Source organism: Chryseobacterium flavum, assembly GCF_003385595.1.
In the GTDB taxonomy this organism is placed as follows: Bacteria; Bacteroidota; Bacteroidia; order Flavobacteriales; family Weeksellaceae; genus Chryseobacterium; species Chryseobacterium flavum.
The window spans coordinates 1-18,588 of sequence record NZ_QNUE01000008.1 but is presented as its reverse complement, the minus strand read 5'-3'; the positions used below and the strand labels follow the sequence as shown (position 1 = coordinate 18,588).

The 18,588-nt window shown below is 33.7% G+C and carries 15 protein-coding genes, 1 other RNA gene and 2 pseudogenes; 9 read left to right on the top strand and 9 right to left on the bottom strand.

Going from position 1 to position 18,588, the window contains the following annotated elements:
* Positions 1-248: 248 nt before the first annotated feature.
* The 3 genes from hutI (at position 249) to DRF59_RS11500 (ending at position 3,943) form a co-directional block, all read left to right on the top strand.
* Positions 249-1,475 (top strand): imidazolonepropionase, encoded by a 1,227-nt coding sequence (gene hutI / locus DRF59_RS11510; protein WP_115959881.1) that lies wholly within the window; start codon positions 249-251, stop codon positions 1,473-1,475.
* A gap of 114 nt (positions 1,476-1,589) precedes the next feature.
* The gene (gene hutG / locus DRF59_RS11505) at positions 1,590-2,513 is read left to right on the top strand and encodes a formimidoylglutamase (RefSeq protein ID WP_115959878.1); all 924 of its coding nucleotides are present in this window, start codon (positions 1,590-1,592) and stop codon (positions 2,511-2,513) included.
* A gap of 137 nt (positions 2,514-2,650) precedes the next feature.
* A complete protein-coding gene (locus DRF59_RS11500; protein ID WP_115959875.1) occupies positions 2,651-3,943 on the top strand; it encodes an aldehyde dehydrogenase family protein in 1,293 nt (430 codons plus the stop codon).
* 89 nt (positions 3,944-4,032) lie between these two features.
* On the opposite strand, the gene pyk is transcribed toward DRF59_RS11500, so the two are convergent.
* From pyk to DRF59_RS11475, 5 genes are read right to left on the bottom strand one after another with little or no spacing between them, the layout of a single operon-like run.
* The gene (gene pyk, locus DRF59_RS11495; protein ID WP_115959872.1) at positions 4,033-5,478 is read right to left on the bottom strand and encodes a pyruvate kinase; all 1,446 of its coding nucleotides are present in this window, start codon (positions 5,476-5,478) and stop codon (positions 4,033-4,035) included.
* A complete protein-coding gene (locus DRF59_RS11490) occupies positions 5,471-5,944 on the bottom strand; it encodes an IPExxxVDY family protein (protein ID WP_115959869.1) in 474 nt (157 codons plus the stop codon). The genes pyk and DRF59_RS11490 overlap by 8 nt, the downstream gene beginning before the upstream one ends.
* Complete coding sequence (gene rnc, locus DRF59_RS11485; RefSeq protein ID WP_115959866.1) at positions 5,922-6,686, bottom strand: ribonuclease III; 765 nt, start codon at positions 6,684-6,686, stop codon at positions 5,922-5,924. The genes DRF59_RS11490 and rnc overlap by 23 nt, the downstream gene beginning before the upstream one ends.
* Before the next feature lie 9 nt (positions 6,687-6,695).
* Complete coding sequence (fabF, locus tag DRF59_RS11480) at positions 6,696-7,940, bottom strand: beta-ketoacyl-ACP synthase II (protein ID WP_115959863.1); 1,245 nt, start codon at positions 7,938-7,940, stop codon at positions 6,696-6,698.
* 34 nt (positions 7,941-7,974) lie between these two features.
* Positions 7,975-8,214 carry an acyl carrier protein gene (locus tag DRF59_RS11475; protein WP_002976354.1) on the bottom strand — a complete coding sequence of 80 codons (240 nt, stop codon included), beginning with the start codon at positions 8,212-8,214 and terminating at the stop codon, positions 7,975-7,977.
* A 333-nt stretch (positions 8,215-8,547) separates the two neighbouring features.
* On the opposite strand from DRF59_RS11475, the gene DRF59_RS11470 reads away from it, so the two are divergent.
* The 4 genes from DRF59_RS11470 to DRF59_RS11455 all read left to right on the top strand — a co-directional run bounded on the left by DRF59_RS11470 (position 8,548) and on the right by DRF59_RS11455 (position 14,403).
* A complete protein-coding gene (locus tag DRF59_RS11470; protein ID WP_115959860.1) occupies positions 8,548-9,714 on the top strand; it encodes a hypothetical protein in 1,167 nt (388 codons plus the stop codon).
* A gap of 74 nt (positions 9,715-9,788) precedes the next feature.
* Positions 9,789-10,040 (top strand): class I lanthipeptide, encoded by a 252-nt coding sequence (locus DRF59_RS11465; protein WP_115959857.1) that lies wholly within the window; start codon positions 9,789-9,791, stop codon positions 10,038-10,040.
* Between the two features lie 15 nt (positions 10,041-10,055).
* Entirely contained in the window at positions 10,056-11,318 is a 1,263-nt protein-coding gene (locus tag DRF59_RS11460) for a lanthionine synthetase LanC family protein (protein ID WP_115959854.1), read from the top strand.
* A complete protein-coding gene (locus DRF59_RS11455) occupies positions 11,311-14,403 on the top strand; it encodes a lantibiotic dehydratase (RefSeq protein ID WP_115959851.1) in 3,093 nt (1,030 codons plus the stop codon). The genes DRF59_RS11460 and DRF59_RS11455 overlap by 8 nt, the downstream gene beginning before the upstream one ends.
* Before the next feature lie 293 nt (positions 14,404-14,696).
* On the opposite strand, the pseudogene DRF59_RS21325 reads toward DRF59_RS11455, so the two are convergent.
* Both DRF59_RS21325 and DRF59_RS11450 read right to left on the bottom strand, forming a co-directional pair.
* Positions 14,697-14,837: pseudogene (locus DRF59_RS21325) on the bottom strand (IS982 family transposase); the annotation flags it as partial.
* Positions 14,830-15,347: pseudogene (locus DRF59_RS11450) on the bottom strand (M24 family metallopeptidase); the annotation flags it as partial. The pseudogenes DRF59_RS21325 and DRF59_RS11450, both read right to left, overlap by 8 nt.
* A 145-nt stretch (positions 15,348-15,492) precedes the next feature.
* On the opposite strand from DRF59_RS11450, the gene DRF59_RS11445 reads away from it, so the two are divergent.
* Together DRF59_RS11445 and DRF59_RS11440 are read left to right on the top strand one after the other, a co-directional pair.
* Positions 15,493-15,957: a hypothetical protein gene (locus tag DRF59_RS11445; protein ID WP_123873679.1), complete on the top strand. Its 465-nt coding sequence runs from the start codon at positions 15,493-15,495 to the stop codon at positions 15,955-15,957.
* A 5-nt stretch (positions 15,958-15,962) separates the two neighbouring features.
* Positions 15,963-16,295 carry a hypothetical protein gene (locus tag DRF59_RS11440; protein ID WP_115959845.1) on the top strand — a complete coding sequence of 111 codons (333 nt, stop codon included), beginning with the start codon at positions 15,963-15,965 and terminating at the stop codon, positions 16,293-16,295.
* Between the two features lie 51 nt (positions 16,296-16,346).
* On the opposite strand, the gene ssrA is transcribed toward DRF59_RS11440, so the two are convergent.
* Positions 16,347-16,750, bottom strand: a transfer-messenger RNA (tmRNA) gene (gene ssrA, locus DRF59_RS11435).
* Between the two features lie 134 nt (positions 16,751-16,884).
* Positions 16,885-18,588 (bottom strand): T9SS type B sorting domain-containing protein (locus DRF59_RS11430; protein WP_133297272.1); only part of this gene is annotated, 1,704 nt, incomplete at its 5' end.

Sequence of the window (18,588 nt, the reverse complement as noted above, 5' to 3'; positions counted from 1 at the left end):
TCATTTCATTTACCTCAAAGATAGGAAATTTAGACCAAGGTAGGAAAGCAGATTAAGAAAAGGTGAAATTGAGACTGAGATTTAGCCGGAGTTGGATTGAGCTTAAGTTTAAGAGAAAAATTGGGATATTTTAAGTATTTTTGAATGTAAATATTGATGTTTGAATTGGAATGTAAATTTAATTTATCCTGCTTTCAGGAAATTAAATCATAATGGTGCATTCATCTTTTAACCTTTAGCCTAAATACATGAAATTAATAGGACCATTTAAGCAGGTTGTAACACTTGCTAACTTACCATTACGTGGGAAACTTACTGATGAACAGCTGGAAGTTATTACAGACGGAGGAATTATTACAGATCATAATGGTATTCGGAAAGTAGGAGATTTTTTAACACTTAAAGCTGAAAATCCTGATATAGAGATTGAAGAGATTGAAGGAGAGCAGGTGGTTCTTCCTTCTTTTGTAGATTCTCATACCCATATCTGTTTTGGAGGTAACCGTGCCAATGATTTTGCGATGCGTAATGCGGGAAAGACTTATTTGGAAATTGCTGAAAGTGGAGGAGGAATCTGGAGTTCGGTACAGCATACCAGAAATGCTCCGGAAAAAGAATTATTGGCTACTTTGCTTGAAAGGATTAAATTTCTTGTTGGTCTTGGTATTACAACCATTGAAGTAAAAAGCGGTTATGGCTTAGATGTTGAAAATGAATTAAAAATGCTTCGTATTATTAAGCAGGCCCGGCAGTTTACTAAGGCCTCTTTAATTCCTACCTGTCTTTCCGCGCACCTGAAGCCTAAAGATTTTGAAGGGAGCAATCCGGAATACCTGGAATATATCATTACTGAGATTTTACCTAAAGTAAAAGAAGAGAACCTGTCTGAAAGAGTGGATATTTTTATTGAAAAATCAGCTTTTCAGCCGGATGAAAGTAAAGACTTTTTACTTAAAGCTAAAGCTCTAGGTTTTGAAATAACAGTTCATGCAGATCAGTTTACTCCGGGGAGCTCAAGAATTGCTGTAGAAGTGGGGGCCAAATCAGCGGATCACCTAGAAGCCACCATTGATGAGGATATAGCGTTCCTTGCACAGTCTGATACCGTAGCAACAGCCCTTCCGGGAGCAAGCCTGGGGCTTGGGGAGAAATTTACACCGGTAAGGAAATTATTGGATGCAGGTGCAATCGTAGCTATTGCCAGCGACTGGAATCCTGGTTCAGCACCGATGGGTAACCTGATAACCCAGGCTTCAATTTTAGCAGCTTTTCAGAAACTGACAACTGCTGAAGTGCTGGCCGGAATGACTTTCCGGGCTGCTTACGCTCTTAATCTTGAAGATAGGGGAAAACTGGAACCTGGTAAAAAAGCTGATTTTGTTACATTCAAAACCAATAACTTCCAGAACATACTCTATAATCAGGGAAGTATTAAAGCCTGGAAAACTTATATTGATGGCTCATCTGTAAATTAATTGCCATAATATTGTTATCCAATATAGAATAAGAGAAAGTAGTTTTTATATAAACAATATTAATTAGCTTTACGAAGTATAACTATGTAAAATAAAATTGAATTTTAAAGGATTATGGTTCAAAATATTTGGCAGGGTAGATTGGATGGTGAAGAGCTTCTTTTCCACAGAATATTTCAAAGAGTAAAAGAAGAACAGAATTACGATAATATTTCGATGAATGATTTCGTTTTGCACGGATTTGCAGTAGATGAAGGTGTAAGAAGAAACCGAGGTCGTCAGGGTGCTAAGGAAGCTCCGGATGTAATCAGGAAGAATATGTCTAATTTTCCGGTCATACTTCCGGATTTTTCATTGCTTGACTTTGGTAATATTACCTGTGAAGATGGTAACCTGGAATATACTCAGAACAATCTTGCCAAGAATGTTTCCAAGGTGCTTTTAAAAGGAGGGAAATCTTTAGTGCTGGGTGGAGGGCATGAGGTGACCTATGCCCACTACCTGGGAATAAAAACCGCTTTTCGGGAGCAAAAAATCGGAATCATTAATATAGATGCTCATTTTGACAACAGACAGCCGGAAAAAGGGGTGGGGGCAAGTTCGGGAACAGGATTCTGGCAGATTGCACAGGAAGGCCCTGTTAATTCTTTGCATATTGGGATTCAGAGAAATTCAAATACCTTAAAGCTTTTTGATACAGCACATCAGTATGGGATGAAATATATTCTTGCAGATGAATTGTTTTTTGAAAATCTCCCTTCTATCTATCAGCGTATTGATGAGCTGCTGGACCAGGTAGATTTTGCTTATCTTACAATCTGTATGGACGTATTTAATGCTTCAATAGCTCCGGGTGTTTCTGCTTCGGCTTATAATGGTATCTTTGCAGATGCTACGTTCATGCATTTCTACAGGCATATTTTAAAAAATAAAAAATTGATTGCACTGGATGTGGCTGAGGTTAACCCATCCTTTGATATTCAGGAGAGAACGGCAAGATTGGCAGCATGCCTTGTGAATGAATGGCTGATGATTTAAGATAAAGTTATATTCTACCGATAGAGAAAATCACTATATTATTTATCCCTAAGGAACAGAATTTGCTGATTTGACGGTGCTTTTATCTAAAAAGCACAAATAAATTCATTAGCTGAATTTAAAACAGAAATTATATTATGGAACAATTGATTGAAAACAAGCTGATTAAAGCAGATAAAGCGTTTTCATTATGGAGAAAAATGCCGTTTGAGGAAAGGCAGAAGTTAATTGCAAAAGCAGCAACAATTTTTAAAGATAATTCAGAGAAGTTTGGAAGGATCATTACTACTGAAATGAATAAGCCCATTTCGGAATCTATTGCTGAGGTGGAGAAATGCGCATTGATGATGAATTATTATGCAGATGCTGAGAATATTTTAAAACCTGAAAAAGTTGAATCTGAATTTGCCTATTCTGAAGTCCATTATGTTCCGAAAGGTGTAATTTTAGGTGTAATGCCCTGGAACTTTCCCTTTTGGCAGGTATTGAGATTTGCTGTTCCTGCAATTTTAGCCGGAAATACAGTAGTTCTGAAGCATGCTTCAATTTGTTTTGGAAGCGGAAATGCCATTGAAGAAGTTCTTTTGGAAGCAGGTTTCCCTGAAGGGATTTTCCAGAACCTGGAAGTGGGGCATAAAGCAGTGAAAGAAATTCTTGAACATGATGTGATAAAAGGAGTAAGTCTTACAGGCAGTGGAAAGGCAGGAGGAGAAGTGGCTTCAATAGCAGGTCTGAACATTAAAAAATCTTTACTTGAATTAGGAGGAAGTGATGCTTTTATTATTTTTGATGATGCAGATCTGGAGGAAGCAGCAAAGGCCGGAGTTAAATCAAGACTTCAAAACTGTGGCCAAACCTGTACTGCGGCAAAAAGGTTTATCATTGATGAAAAAGTTGAAGATGCATTTCTACCTAAATTCATTGAAGAATATAAAAAATATGAGATCGGCGATCCTTTGAATAAAGAAACCAAATTAGCAGGAATGGCAAGACCGGATCTGGCTGATGAGTTAGAGGCCCAGTTTAACAGAGCATTGGAGAATGGAGCAGAAATCATTATACCTTTAGAACGGATTTCAGAGAATGAATTTAAGCCGGGTTTAATCCGGGTTAAGGAAGGAAACCCCATTTTACGGGAAGAGCTTTTTGGACCTCTTGGTATGATCATGATTGCCAAAAATGATGATGAAGCTTTACAGATTGCTAACGATATTCCTTTTGGACTTTCAAATTCTGTCTGGACTAAGAATAAGAACCGTCAGCTGTTTTTTATTGAAAACCTTGAATCAGGAACCGTAAATATCAACAGAATGACAAGTTCTGATCCGCGTTTTCCGTTTGGTGGCTCCAAGGCTTCAGGGTATGGAACAGAATTATCCCTATTGGCTTTAAAGGAATTCGTAACAGCAAAAACAATTGTAGGAAATTAAATTACTATTGTAAAATATATAATATTATAACATAAAAACTCCCGGAATTCCGGGAGTTTTTATGTTATAATATTTGTTTTTTGTTCGTACTAAACAGTTGTCAACCTTAATGTATTTGTTTTTCCACCTTCATATGATGGAGTAGCATTGATATTGATTACAAAATCTCCGGTTTCAATATATCCGTAATTGTGGGTTAGCATATTAACCTGGATGATTGTTTCATCTGTAGATTTTTTCATGTCATAGTAGTAAGCATGAACCCCCCAAAGAAGATTCAGCATTGTGATGACTCTTTTGTTACCACTGTATACAATGATATGAGAATTTGGTCTGTGAGCGGCAAGTTGAAATGCTGTATACCCCGAATGAGTAAGGGTGACGATAGCAGAAACATTAGTTGTTTTTGCAATTCTTACTGCTGCAAGGCATACCCTGTTCGTAATGAATCTTTCATCAATACAGTTGTAATCTTTTTCAATTGGCTCATTTTTGTGTTGATAAAAATGAGTGGTTTCTATATTCTTGACAATTTTTGCCATATTTTCCACTACCTGTACCGGATATCTTCCTACAGATGTTTCTCCTGAAAGCATTACCGCATCAGCTCCATCCAATACAGAGTTGGCAACATCGTTTACTTCCGCTCTGGTTGGCGTTAAACTGTTGATCATTGTTTCCATCATCTGGGTAGCAATAATTACAGGTTTGGAATAGAACCTGGCTTTTTCAACCAGATTTTTCTGAATAGCAGGAACTTCTTCCATTGGAACCTCTACTCCTAAGTCACCACGGGCAACCATAAGACCATCGCATTCCAATAAAATTTCATCAATATTTTTAACACCTTCCGGTTTCTCAATCTTAGCAATAATCGGAGTCTTAAACTTACCGTTTGGATGCTTTTCGATCAGGTCTTTAAGGTCAATGATATCCTGGGCATGACGTACAAAAGAAAGGGCAATCCAATCTACTTCCATATCAAGCATGAAATTTGCATCCTGAATATCCTTTTCTGTCAAAGCAGGAAGAGATACATTTGTATTAGGAAGATTTACTCCTTTTTTCGAGCTTAGAGGCCCTCCCTGAATGGTTTTTGCTCTTACCGTATCCTTTTCATTGGTTTCAATAACTTCCAATACCAGTTTCCCATCATCAATAAGGATTCGTTCCCCTACTTTTACATCTTGCGGAAACTGTTGATAAGTCATAAATACTTTGGTAGAATCTCCTTCTATCTTTTCATTAGTGAAAGTAAGAATATCCCCCGGGTTCAGATATGAACCCTCTTTTACCACACCTACCCTTAGCTTCGGCCCTTGAAGATCTCCGAGAATACCTACAGAATAACCATACTCTTTATTCAGCTCTCTAATTATTTCAATATTTTTTCGAACTAAGTCATAATCTGCATGTGAAAAATTTATTCTGAAAATATCAACACCTGCTTTCATTAAATCCAACATCACCTCCTTTGATGAAGAAGCTGGCCCTAGTGTTGCGATAATTTTTGTCTTCTTTAAATACTTATTCATAATACTGGATAATTTGATAAAGTTCTTCGTCAGAACTCAATGTATAATCTTGAATTGGAAACACAAGATTTTCAGGGAGCAAAATTACGGAAAAATCAGGAAACTGTTCCGAACTATGCAGAATATATTCTACATCTACCTGATTATTTAATAAAAATTTAATGTTTTCTTCTTCTGTAAAGAGCTCGGTCTGAACTTTTTTTTGTTTACTTTCTGAAGATTTGTTTGAAATAAAAGTAAAACAGGTTTTCGTAAACTTGTCATATGCCTCGAATCTCGGAAAAAAATAGTCAAAGTAATCCCCATGAAAGACCAGGTCTTTTTTTCGTGAGAAAATGAGGTTGTTTGTTTGATTTATTGTATAGAAAAACTCGTGAGCGGGTATATCTTTTGCTAATCTTACCAATCCTATGGCAATATCTTCAAATTCTATATCATCCAGATCATAAAGTTTTTGAATTTCCAAGTATGTTTTCTTTTTTGTTTAAAATATAAAATGCACGCTGTGCTGCCTTTTCTTCCGCCTTTTTCTTGGAGGTTTCTGTTGCATTTGCAATTTTATCATCTCCGAGCCAGACGTGGCACCTGAATACAACAGCTTTGTTAGCTTGTATTTCTTCACAGGTTTCGTACTTTATATTGACCTTCTTTTTCTGACTCCATTCAAGCAGGAGACCTTTGTAGCTTACAATTTTATTTTCCAGTTTGTTAATTTCGGTCGGGGTCAGTAATTTTTCCAGAATGATCTTTCGGCAAGTATCATATTGGAAATCTAAATACACCGCTCCGATTAAGGCTTCAAATAAGTTTCCGGAGATATTTTCACCTAATGCTGAAGAACTGTTTTGCTTTTGCAGAAGGTTGGTAAGTTTTAAATCTTCTCCTAATTTATTAAGATTTTTCCTATTAACAATTTTGGACTTCATTTGTGTCAGATAGCCTTCATTAGCCTGAGGGTAAGTCTGGAACAAATGACAGGAAATAATTGTACCCAAAACAGAATCTCCCAAAAATTCAAGCCTTTCATAATTACTGTCTTGATTTTTAGAAGAGTTTTTCAAAGAAAAAGCCTCACGATAAAGAGCAATATTCTGTACCTCTGTACCCAACACTTTTCTGAGTTCGGTACTGAGAAAATATTCTCTCTCCGTTAATTGTCTTTTTCTTTTTTTAAGAAGGAATTTAGAAAAGTATTTCTGTAACTCCATTCATTGAATTTAGATTTTCTTAAATAGAACGCAGGCGTTATGCCCACCAAATCCAAAAGTATTGCTCATGGCTACTTTTACATCTTTCTTCACAGCGGTGTTAAACGTAAAGTTTAATCTGCTGTCTATCTTTTCATCATCAGTAAAATGGTTGATGGTAGGAGGAACAGTACCATGAATAATAGTTCCTAACGCAGCGATAGCTTCAATAACACCTGCTGCACCCAGAAGGTGGCCGGTCATTGATTTTGTAGAATTGATCTGAATGTCGTAAGCGTGCTCACCCAATAATTTTGAAATTGCATTGGATTCAGCAATGTCTCCTAATGGAGTAGAGGTACCATGCATGTTGATATGATCTACTTCATCAGCAGTTAAACCTGCATCTTCCAAACAGTTTTTCATTACCAGATAAGCGCCAAGGCCTTCAGGGTGTGGAGCTGTCATATGATATGCATCTGCACTCATACCACCTCCCAATAATTCTGCATAAATTGTAGCACCACGTTTTACAGCGTGCTCGTATTCTTCAAGAACAATACATCCTGCACCTTCACCCAGTACAAATCCATCTCTGTCTTTGTCAAAAGGTCTTGAAGCTGTTGTAGGATCATCATTTCTTGTAGAAAGTGCCATCATTGCATTAAATCCACCGACACCACTTGCTGTAACGGCAGCTTCAGAGCCTCCGCACACAATAACGTCTGCTTTTCCTAACTGGATAAGCATTTTGGAATCAATTATAGCATTTGCTGAAGATGCACATGCAGATACTGTTGTATAATTCGGTCCGTGAAAACCATATTCAATTGAGATCTGACCAGGAGTCATATCAGCAATCATTTTAGGAATGAAGAACGGGTTAAATCTAGGGATTTCCGTATTTGCCCATCCTAATACTTCCGTTTCAAATGTTTCCAGACCTCCGATTCCGGAGCCCCAAATTACACCAACTCTGTTTTTATCTACATTATCCTCAATAATACCAGAATGTTCTACTGCCTCTCTGGCAGCAACAAGTCCCAGCTGGGTGTTTCGGTCCATTTTTTTAGCTTCTTTCTTATCGAAATGCTGTAACGGATCGAAGTTTTTCACTTCACAGGCGAACTTTGTTTTAAAGTTTGTGGCATCAAAAAGAGTAATCGGAGCGGCACCGCTCTCACCTTTCACAAGATTTTCCCAGTATTCTTTTGCATTATTTCCTATTGGCGTTATTGCTCCAAATCCGGTTACAACTACTCTTTTTAATTCCATAAACTTTTAAAATTTTCTTTTTTGTTGAAGAATATTATTTATTTACTACTTCTTCGATGTAAGCGATAGCGTGTCCTACAGTAGTAATTTTTTCAGCTTGATCATCAGGGATCTGAATGTTGAATTCCTTTTCAAATTCCATGATTAACTCAACTGTATCTAGTGAATCAGCTCCTAAATCGTTAGTGAAGCTAGCTTCAGGAGTTACTTCTGTTTCTTCAACGTCAAGCTTATCAGCGATGATAGCTTTTACTCTTGATGCAATGTCTGACATAGTAAATTATTTTTTTAATTGTTAGATGGTGCAAATATATAAAATTCTTTACGATAAAACATTTTTTTAGTCTTTTTTGTGGACTGGAAGCTTTCATTTTAGATTGTTTCGTTTTAGTCTTTTCGTTTTCAGTAGGTTATATTTTACACAGGCCGGACAGGATAAAATCAATTTAAATTACCTTATTTTATATCGATGAGCTTTAATATTGACTTTTTATTAAGATAGAAACTCATTCCTAAAATAAATATATGTTTCTTTTAGGATTAGAAAATAGTTTTAAATTTGAAGTTATTCACTTATAATGGAATACTAATATTAAAATCATTTAGAATGAAAATTTTCAACTTATTTTTCTTACTTTTTTTAAACATTTTATATTCTCAGGCTATATGGAAGGTTAAAGTAGTTGACGAGCAGGAAGGGACACCTATACCTAATGCCAGAATTTTATTTTCTAGTGAAGTTTTATATACGAATGACGATGGTGAGGTTTTGATTCCTGAAAATAAAAATGTAAATATGATTGATATTACAAAGTCTGGCTATATTTCTGAAAAACTAACCACAGGTACTTCATTATTAAAAATGAAACCTCTTTATAAGCAACTTGAAGAAGTAAAGATAATCAACGTTGATATAAAAAAAATATTTGAAGAGGTTTCTAAAAAATACACGAAATTATATTATAGTGCCCCCTCTCTTTATGATATAGTTTATAAGCAAAAGAATACGGATAATGGTGGACTAAGTTTTTTGTTGATTGCTGAAGCCAGCTTATGGACAAGTTCTAATTTTTATAGTTTCAAGTATAAAAATGACTATGATCAATTTGTACAGATGGAACTTAATGATATAAAATATTTTAAATCTACTGAGAATAAAAATGATTTTTTTAAAGGATCATCTTTAGACCAATCTAAAGATTTTGTTGGAAATATTTTTTTTAATTATGAATTAATAAGAGTTCTTGGTTTTCTATCAGTTAAAGATGTAAAACTTTCGGGAAGATTAACAAATGATACAGATCATGAGCAATTGATTCATTTCAAAATTCATGCTCCTTTAGCCGGAGTTAATATATCTGGATCTATTCTATATAATAAAGTAGATCATATTATTACTCGCTATGAGGCAAATTATGATCAGAGTGAGCTTCCTTATTATAAAAATAAAACTGATAATGGTATTGATTATGAATTCAAGCCAGGGAATGGTACCGTAATTTTTGAATTTTATAAGAAAGATAATAAATATATTCCATCTTTATCAGAAATTAAAGGGGAAAGCTATGTTCTTTATGAAGGTAAAAAAAATGTCAAAACTTTCAATCGAGAAATTATTTTTCAAAGATTTAATGAAACAAAAACTGGAGGGTTACAGAACAAAATAGACCTTAATAAAAAATTATGGGAAAATATTCCTAATGATAAAAATAAAGATAGTAATGTTTTGCTTTCTAAAGATGAACAAAGATTTATAGAACAAAAAAATGATTAGAAAATATTTTGTTAGATAAATAATTTTTTCTATTTTTAGCAAACAAAAACAATAACCTTTAAAACTTAAATCTTATGAGCAAAAAGAAATTGACTCTTAAAAAAGAAAAAATTACATCGTTAACAAAAGCAGATATGGAATCTGTGAAAGGAGGAGAATTAGGTATTGATGATGGCTTGGAAGCTGGAGGAACTGCCAGGAGTTCTAATAATGATTTTACATGTTGTTGGTGTACAGGGGGAGGAAATACTAGTAATTTAACGTATTGTCCTCAAACTACGACACAACCGACTTACACGACAAACTCTCCATACCCTACAAAATAATTTTTTTAAAAAAATATGAATAAACAATGCTTTGCTAATTGCAGGGCATTGTTGTTTTATGATATTAAGATGAAAATTGATTTGGCTAATAAAACAGATGATAAGATTTGCGAAATTGCAAATTATTATATTGAAAATTTTAATCCCTCGGAGCATAAATTATCTCTATTTGATGGTTTAGGAGGAGTGGCATTATTATTTTTTGAAAAGATAAACTCAGACCTCCGAACTCATGAAGATGAGGAATTCTTTTTCAGGATTTTTGATATTATTTATGATAAATTAAATAGTGAAGATTATTCATTGACTTATTGTGATGGTCTTACTGGTATAGCTTTTCTTATAAGAATTTGTAAGACATATTTGGAGACCAACGATTATGATGTTGAAGAATTATTAATAGACATAGACAGAATCATTCTGGATTCTATGAGTTGTGATTTTGAGGTGGTAGATGACTTTAATTCTTTAGACTTTTTACATGGAAAATTAGGCGTTTTACATTATTTGATTACCTTCAATATTAATCCGTCATCAACAAAAGTAATTTACAATCATATTGTTGTATCCATTTTTAAGAATCTGAACAAGATTAAAAATACTGATAACCAATCCTTTAATTATGGTTTGGCACACGGAATGTGCTCATATATACATATTGTCATTAATGGAATAGATCTAGCTGTAGACAAAACTCAGGCCGTAAGTCTTTTGAAATTGATTGGTGAAATATACCTGGATGCTGATATCAATTTTTCCAATCTATCGCTTTACCCTAGTATAAGTAGTAGAAATGATTTTGAAAAAAATGCTTCTTTTTTACATCCTTTAGGTTGGTGTTACGGGGATCAGACTATTTCAACATCTTTGCATAAGCTGGGACAATTTTTAAATTCTGAAAGAATATTAAAGCATTCATATAAAGTTTCTGATCACTGGAAAAAAAGAAACGATATATATACATCCCTTGGAAATTCTGAATATTATGACTTTTCTTTTTGCCATGGAATGTCAAGTGTAGCTTTTTTTAATAAAAAATGGTTTGACATTACCAATGATATAGGGTTTTTAGAAAATTATAAAGTTTTTATGGATTTAATAATTTCCCAAATTCAACAGGATGATACTATTGCTGGGTTTAAGAAGTGTACAGGGGATGAGAACTTATATAAAAAAGATTGGGGGTTGTTGACTGGTGCTACCGGCATAGGCTTGAACCTGATGTATCAAAGAAATAATAGAAATAATAATTGGCTAAAACTTTTTTTGTATGAATGATTTATTTTCAAAAAGTGTTATTAGAACACCAGTAAAATGTTTTGAATATTATCAGGAAATTCTAAACTATGATAAAAGAGATCTTTTTAAACTTTTAATAAAAGATGATTTTTTTTTAAATGCTTTACATACAGCCTCTCCTGTCTTCTATTCTGAATTTATTAAACAAAATGAAAATAGTTTTTCTGAAAACCAGAAAATGGTATTAACCTGTATTAAGTATATTATAAGATTGTCGACCCGCTGTACACCTTTTGGGCTTTTTTCTGGTAATCTTGTTGTGGAACATGGAAATGATATTTCAGAATGTAATATAGAAAGGTCTCCTGGTTTTATTATACATACTCGTTTGGATGCAAATCTTTATCAGATGTTTTATGAAAATCTTGAAAAAGATCATAATATCCGACAGCTACTTCGGTATTATACAAATACTAGTTTGTATAAGCATAATAACAATTATCGTTATGTTGAGTTTACCCATAATCAACAAAATGGTAAAAGAAAATATGAGCTGACACAGGTCACAATAGATATCATATTAAAGAATATTATAAATAATTGTTCTCACGGGACTAAATATCCAGATCTTATAAAATATATTGAGGATTTTGGTTACGAACGGGATGAAGCTGCAGAGTATGTAAATGAATTAATTGATTCTCAGATAATCATTTCAGAATTAAGCCAATCTTCAATAGGAGGAGCTTCTGAAGTAGAACTATTAAAAAAACTGGAAAAGATTCAAGAAGAATTTAATGTTAAAATACTTAATGAAAAAATAGAGTCTCTAAAGTATATTATAGATAAAGAAGAGACTATAAATAATTCAGATCAGCATATATCTTTAGAAAATACTAAAGACCTGAATGCTTTTTTCGAAAATCAATTTCCTAATAAGAAAAACAAGGTTTTTTTACATAAAGAAATAAACTTTACTACTCAAAGTAATTTGCCTGTATCATATGATAAATTTCTTCAGGATGCTTCTTATGTTTTAGATAGAATAGGAGATAAAAGCAATATTGAAGAAATGAGGATTTCAAAGTTTAAAAGACTTTTTGTAGAAAAATATGGTGATTCTATACAGAAATTGACCGATGTTTTGGATGCAGAATCGGGAATAGGTTATGGTGAGTTTTTGAATAGTGGAGGAATAGATGATAATCCCATTATATTTAATCTGCAAAACTCTACATCAGAATACAAGAATAATGTAGAAATCTATTCAAAAGATAATTATCTTATCTCCTCTATAAAAAAAGCTATTAAAAATAATTTAAATGTTAAACTTGAAGAAAGTGAGTTAAAAAGCTATAATCCAGATGGGCTCAAACTAGGAGCAACTTTTGCTTATTTTGGTGAATTATATAAAGATCATGATAATAAAGATATTTTTTATATTAAGGGCATTGCTAGCTCGCCTATTAATTTGTTAGGTAGGTTTACCAACAGTAGTGAAAAAATTACAGAATTAGTACACGAGATATCAACCTTTGAACATGAATTTTTTAAGGATTTTATATGTGCAGAAGTAGATTATATTCCTGAGTCTACCCTTGGCAATGTTATCCTTAGGAAAAAATTTAGGGGAAACCATATATCGTATTTGGCAAGCCCGGTAATGGATGGAAATATTAGTATCCAAGATATATATATTTCTGTAAGAAATAATAAAGTTGTTTTAACAAATGAAGAAAATAAGGCCATCATGCCTTTCTATTCGAATGCTTTTAATATAAATCACCCAAAAAACTTGCCTTTATTTGAACTGCTTGCAGATATAAAATATCAATATGACTATACAAATTCCAAGAATCTTAATATTGATAAGTATCATCAGTTTTTAGATCATATTCCAAGAATTGAATATAAAAATGTAGTTTTAAGAAGAGCTAGTTGGATAATAAAATTTTCTGAATTAAAAAAATCTCAAAATGTTCATATTAAGGGGATGAAAATGCTTTTGTCAGATTATAAAGTTAATCGATATATTACTTTTGAAGAATGGGATAATGAGTTGTTGATTGATATTGAAAATACATACACTTTAGAAATTTTATTAAAAGAGTTGGAGAAAAAAGGCAGCTTAATATTAAGAGAATATCTCCTTTCTGAGTTTAAATCAGCGGTAAAGGTTAATAATAAGGATGTCAATAACGAAATTATTTTTTGCAAAAAGAATTTAAATAACTCTAATGAACATAAGATTACAATACCGAAAAAAAGAAATATTAAGCAAACATTTTCCCCAGGCTCTGAATGGGTTTATTTTAAAATTTATATAGGTAATAAAACCGCGGATGATTTACTGATTAAATTGGATAAAATAATTAAAGATTTGATTAGGGGAAATTTTATTAAGTCTTTTTTTTATATTAAATATACTGAAGATTCATTCCAATTGAGATTAAGGTTAAGATTGACAAAAATTGATAATTTTGTAACTGTTTTTAATGCAATCTCATCCCTTCTGGAAAAATGGAAAAGTAATAAAAGAATTCATAAATTTTCTCTTGAAACATATGAGCGAGAACTGGATAGATATGGATATTCACAAATAGAAAATTTTGAAGAGATTTTTTTCAAAGATAGCTTGTTGTCACTTGATTTTATCAAATATTCAAAAACATCTGATATCCCGGCATGGCTATTTTGTGCAGAGTATATTTTTAATACTATTAATGCACTTTTCAATGATAGGGATAAAGCATTAGAGTTTATTGACTTTATGAAAAGTAGTTATGATATTGAGTTTAACTCAAATAAGCATACAACAAAGTCTATCAATCAAAAATATAATGATCATAAAAATATTTTAACTGAAGTGTTCTTCAAAAAAAATACGCTGTTACAAGAATCAACAACATTGTGCTATGATATTCTTGAACTTTTAAATAAGGTTAAATATTCATCTAAGCAGGAGTTTTTTTCCTATTTGGGAAGTGTTTTTCATATGCATGTCATAAGAGTCGTAAGAACGAATAACCGTTTGTATGAATATTTAATTTATTCCTTTTTACTAAAAATAATAAAGACTCAGATTGCTGTAAATCTGCAATATGGTCAATCTATTATTAAATAAAATCAAGACGAATTGATTCTTTAACAGTTAACTTCTTGATCGTCATTTAAAATACTGTTTGTTTTAATTTGAAGAATCTACTTACATGAAGAAATAAAATCTGGATGCGTAAAGAGAATCTAATCAAATAGATTCTCTTTTTTATTGACTTGAAGGTATACGACTAATAGTCCAATTGAATTAATTTATAGATGTTTTTTTTTGTTATTGCCCCCGTTGTGCATTTTAAATAATGCTGACTTTAAATTATTGATATTTGATTGGAATGGGCTTTATTGATAAATTACACAACGGCCACTTATAGAACAAACCGTATGAAGTTTGTAACTATAAAAATGCATTTGCTGGGAGGCACAAAAGCCTCTGTTTGGATAACAATATTCAGCATCTTTACAAATTTTTGAGGTGTGGTTTCTGGAAAGTTTGTAAACTTCTTCCTGCACCATGTCCTCTAAGGTTTTTAATGACTTTGGATCCTCTTTTTTTGCCTCAGTTTCCATAAGGTGCCCGATATCTGCTATTTTTACACCTCCTTTTATATGGCTTATTGCTTTTTGTAGAATATCTTTGGATGCATCTATTAACTTTTTGTTGGTTAATGTCTTTTCCGATAACAAATGATCCGCCATTATCTGCCCAAAAACCATTGAGCTCTGCTGATACATCAATATTAATGAGATCTCCTTCTTTTAAAATCCGTTTTCTGCAGGAATACCATGGCAAAATTCATTATTAACACTGATGTATGTCCATCCCGGAAAACCATATGTAAGGTGCGAAGCAGACTTTGCTCCGAAGCCGGAAAGTATTTTCGCACCATATTCGTCAAGGTCTTTTGTACACATTCCGGGTTGGGCATACTGTGTCATTGCTTTCAATGTATAGGCAACAGCTTCACTTATTTTTTGCATTCCGGAAAGCTCATATTCATTTGTTATAGACATATTTTTATTTTGTGTTAAAAATATATATTTCTGCTTATATTTTTCTGTTATGGAGATGTAATGTACTTTATCATAATTAATTAACTGTTTTATTCAGGGAAAAGTGTACATTTATATTGCTAAAAAACTATTAAAATTTAATTAAATGAGTCAGATTGTTTTAAACAAACGTGTATCTCTATTGATGAGCTTTCTGCTTGTTATCTTGACCAGTTGTACTTCCATTAAACTGATTAGTGATTATGATGAAGTGACTGACCGTAAAATTGTGGCATTACAGGAAAAAGTTACCGGTTTTGTAGTTAAAATCAGAGACGAAATAGGGGCGGATCAGGCTAAGTATGCGAATTATAAATCTTTTTATCAGGATGTAAAAGTAGATCTGGAGACTCTTAAGATCCGGACCAATGCTATTGATAATAATAAAATTGTGCAGGATCAGGTTTCTGAGCTGTCCAATTATATTGATAATTTAGAGAAAGTTCATAAACTTGGATTTACCCATGTTTCTGAAATTGATCTCATCAACAGCCAGTGTAATACCATATTTACCTCTCTTACCAAATTACAGCTGGCTTTAAAAAGAGGAGAGAAAAATGCTAAAAACTAATAAAAATGGCAGATATAGACTATAATCAATTACTAAAAGACATGTTAAACGCAATGAAACAGTCATTGACAGATGATTGGAGTAATGCTCAGCCTTATGTTAAAGCAGAGGTCAATTCTTTTATTAACAATATTAAATTGATCGGAGAATTGAAATTGACAGGTAAAATAACAGAGGAAAAGGCAAGGTTGTATCTGGAAATGCAAAAGAGTACAATGAGAATTGTTTTACTTACCATTGACGGACTGACAATTATTGCTGTGGAAAATGCGATTAATGCTGCAATAAATGTTGTTAAAAATACAGTGAATACAGCAATTGGCTGGGTTATTTTGTAGCCTGGGATTTGAATAAAACAAAAGAGAAGAGTAAACGTACTCTTCTCTTTTTTGTGGAGTTGGAGGGATTCGAACCCTCGTCCAAACAAGCAATACATAAGCTTTCTACATGCTTATTCTGCTATTGGTTTTCGTCTGAAAGCAGAGAGCAGACACCCAACTTTCAGCTTATCTTCTAAAATTTTCGTGCTTTAGCCGAAGCATCTAAAGCCTTATTTCTGCATTCCTATATCCCAGAATCAAACGCCGCAGAACAGAGCATTTGTGGAATATCTTGCTTCCTTACTGAAATCTTCGGGAAAACGCTTGAATCTACTATACTTCGATTATTAAGCTGCAAGAGCGAACTCTTCGTTGCCAGTTAAAATTTTGTAGCAAGGGATTATAGAGATCGCGCTACGGTTCTCTGCATGCTTACTTACCCATTGGTCTTGCTGTCGAAACCAGTCAACCCCATGAATAAAGTGAATGCAAAGATAGAGATTTTTGTTTATATATGTTTATGCTGCCATTGCTTTTTTTAATACTTATAATAGACATGTAAATATGATTACAATCATAAAAAAAACCGGGTTAACCCGGTTTTTCTCTAATTTCGATTCTGTAGTAATATCCATCCTGAGGCTGTTACTGTTTTCTGTGATAATCTATCTTTCCATGATAATTTATACCAGTAAGTCCCAGTCGGAAGAGGTCGTGAAAGGTACACTCCGTACCATACAGGAGTTTGTGGGCTTACCTTAAATACTGTCTGCCCGTATCTGTCATAGATATCTCCTTTAAAATCACCGTATTTACTGATGATACTGAAATCTATGACGTCATTATATCCATCATGATTAGGAGTTATTATGTTATTTATAAAAAAAGTGAAATATTCAGTACTGGCAATACAGTATAGACCTTTATTTCTTACCTGAACAGAATACATTGCATTTCTGAGGATATTGTTAAAAACAGGAGAAGAATACCAGGTAATTCCACCATCAATAGAATATTCCAAAGGTGGCATTCCGTTATTTTTAGCTTTAATAGTGAGTGAGTTGTCATTGTAAATTATTTCCTGGATTTCAGGTTTTGGAATGGCAGTCACTGTCGCAGTGAAGTCCTTAGAACAATATCCGTTGTTTATTGTTACGGTATAAGTTCCGGTTTGGGTAGGATGAATGATTTGTGTTGATTCTCCGTTACTCCAAAGGTAAGTGTAGCCTGTTCCTGAGCCTGCATCTAATGTTATCCGGTCTCCGTCACAAATTTCAATATTACCAAGGACTGACGTAATTTCAGGTACAACCTTAATGGTTATTGTTGCATTGGCAGTACATCCGTTAGCTCCCGTACCGGTTACAGAATAGGTGGTTGTATCTGCGGGAGTGACTGTTTGGGTGTTTCCTGTTCCCGGAAGCCCGGTCCAGGCGTAGTCTACAGCTCCGGTGGCGGTAATGGTAACAGATTCTCCTTTACAGATGGTAAGTTTTGTAGAAGATAAACTAAGTGCAGGAGGATTTGTATTTCCGGTCACTGTTATTGATGATTGTTTTATGCATCCCTGTGCAGTTGCACTGGAAATGGTAAGTGTATAGGTTCCGCTATTATTTACTACAGGGGTTAAAGTATCAGCTCCTGAAATAATGTTACCCCCGCCGGTAGCTGTCCATAAGAAAGTAGCACCAGACTGATAAACGGAAGCTGTTGCAACCAGGGTAATCTGTGGCTGTGTACAGGTGATAGGTGAAGGGGCGGCTATGTTGATAATAATCTGAGGGTCTGCTGTCACGGTAACAGATTTTTGATATTGACAGCCTTCCTGGGTTATAACGGTTACAGTATATGTTCCGGATGTTGTTACGGTATTTATTGCTGTAGTAACCCCGTTAGACCATAAAAATGTATTTCCGTTTCCGGAAGCTGTAGCGGTAAGTATATTGGGGGAGCCTTCACAGAATGTCAAATTTCCCATAATCTGTATATCAGGATCAGTAGCTGTCGTAATGTTTATATTGACAGGTTCGCTTACGCATGTTCCGTCATTAACAGTCAGAGTATAGGTGCCTGCTGTGTAGATGGTGATACTCTGGGTTGTTTCCCCTGTTGACCAGAAATTTCCGGTTGGGAAATTAGAAGTCAGAGTTATACTGTTACCTTGGCAAATCGTTGTAGCTGAAGCGGTAATAACGGGAATAGGATTTGTATTTATACTGAGCTGGATTTCAGCGACCTTAAAACATGCTGCAGATGCAACCCTTACATACACAACTGCATTTGCTGATACATAAGCAGAAGGATTGGTTAT